This is a genomic window from Synechococcus sp. R3-13 (assembly GCF_047462195.1).
Taxonomy (GTDB): domain Bacteria; phylum Cyanobacteriota; class Cyanobacteriia; order Thermostichales; family Thermostichaceae; genus Thermostichus.
Genome location: NZ_JANSIO010000350.1, coordinates 1 through 1,804, shown reverse-complemented (window position 1 = coordinate 1,804; position 1,804 = coordinate 1). Strand labels below are relative to the sequence as shown.

General features: G+C 57.5%; 3 protein-coding genes. All 3 read right to left on the bottom strand.

What is annotated here, in order from left to right; genetic code table 11:
* The coding region (locus tag NW856_RS10580) for an MFS transporter (RefSeq protein ID WP_414400192.1) at positions 1 to 931 on the bottom strand (931 nt) is incomplete at its 3' end.
* Positions 932 to 1,061: 130 nt separating this feature from the next.
* Entirely contained in the window at positions 1,062 to 1,319 is a 258-nt protein-coding gene (locus tag NW856_RS10575) for a DUF3146 family protein (protein WP_414334803.1), read from the bottom strand.
* 221 nt (positions 1,320 to 1,540) lie between these two features.
* A partial coding sequence (locus tag NW856_RS10570) for a DUF3155 domain-containing protein (protein ID WP_414400191.1) occupies positions 1,541 to 1,804 on the bottom strand: 264 nt, incomplete at its 5' end.

Sequence of the window (1,804 nt, the reverse complement as noted above, 5' to 3'; positions counted from 1 at the left end):
CCCCCCCCACAAAAGCCCCAGCCAAGGTGGCCAACAAGCCTATCCAACTGCGGATAATGCCCAGATCGCTGGTGCTAAACCCCGTCTGCAACAAAAATGTGGGGGTCATTTGCCCTGCCAAGCTATCCGGCAACTTGAAGCAGACCACAAACAGCAGGATCGCCCAGGCCAAGCGGTGCCGCCAAAAAGATTGAAACGGCTCGATGATGGCCGACCGCAAAGAGGTAGGCTTGAGGGCGCTGTTTTCCGGCTCAGGGGCCAAAAACGAGGTAATCAACCCGATCAACATCAGCAGCGCCATGATCCCGTACACCTGCCACCAGGGCAAATAGTCCGCCAAGATCAAGCTCACGCCACTGCTGACCAACAGCGCGATGCGGTAGCCAAATACGAAAATGGCTACCCCTGCCCCCATCTCCCGCTCCGCCAAGATATCGGTACGGTAAGCGTCCACCGCGATGTCCTGAGAGGCGCTCAAAAAAGCCACCAGCAACCCCACCAGAAAGATCGGGCGGGTGAAAACTGTGATGCCCGGCCAAGTCTGGGCCAGCTCTTCCCATCCCAAGGCTTCCAGCCAGGTTTGGGTCGGATCCTGAAAACCCAGTAGCCCTATGCTGAGCAGCAACAGCACCTGGGTCAGGGCCATCCACCCCCGCCGCCGACTGCCCCGCAGGGATCCCGGTGCCGGCAACAGAAATCGATCCAGAACAGGCGACCACAGGAACTTGAAGGAGTAGGGCAAATTGAGCAGGTTAAACAAGCCGATGGCAATGGTGGTCAAGCCCGCTTGGGTCAGCCAAGCATTCAAGGTGGTGTTGATCAACAGCAGCGGCAAACCCGAAGAAAACCCCAACAGCAGCAGGACGCCCATCTTGGAGCTGCCGTAGACCCCCAACATCCGCCTCAAGACGCTTGCCCCCGCCTCAATCATGACTAGCCCTCCCCGCCATCCTGTCTATTTTCAGGGATCCCTGTATTCCCAGTCACCCTAACAGGTGCCTTCCAATGCTCAGCCCCGGTCTTCGGTGCTGGGCAAAAGCTCTGTGCAGCTTGAGAGGAGTTCACAAGCTGCTGCGAATTACAAACGAATAGTTGCTGCCCGGTTCCAGCAGATAGTCGGATTTTTCCAGAAAGCGGCTCAAGGGCTCGCAAATCAAAGCTCGCCCCACAGAGGGTTCCACCTTGAGCTCCCCGGCCCGAAAGCACCAGCAAAAGCGCCAAACCCAACCGTTGGCGTTGACTTCCCCCTCAATGGCCCCCTCTTGCCAAGAGCGGCGGGTAATTTGGACATGGGCAGTGGTTTGAGGCAGTCGGCTCATCCGGCATCTCCCGACGAGATCCCTTGTAGGGTAGCGCGTGGTGCCCTTGCTGCCGCCAGCAGGTCGAGTATGGCGAGTGAGGCAGCAGGAGCTCAACCCGTGGGGAGGGATCCCGTACACAGGGTCAGTTCTTTCGATCTTCTGAGAGCGGCTGCAACAAACCCCCCAGGGTAGGGGGGCTGTTTCCTGAGCTCCTGCTAATAGGAAAAGCTGGTCAGAGGCTAGCGAGCGGCAGTTGCAAGAACCTTCGAGGATTTTTTCTCCGGCTTCTCAGCCGCAACCTCCGCTAGCAAAGCTCGCAGGCTGGGAAAAAGGAAGTGGTTTTCCTCGACATATTGCGCGCCGAACAACCCCTTCTCCGCCCAAAAAAACCGATCAACGGTATGCTCATTTCGCCGCACCAAAATCAGCGCGGGGGGCTGAATAGACTTTTCCTGAATATACTTTCGAGCAGCGGTTACAGACTTCTCTTCACCACTGTCCAG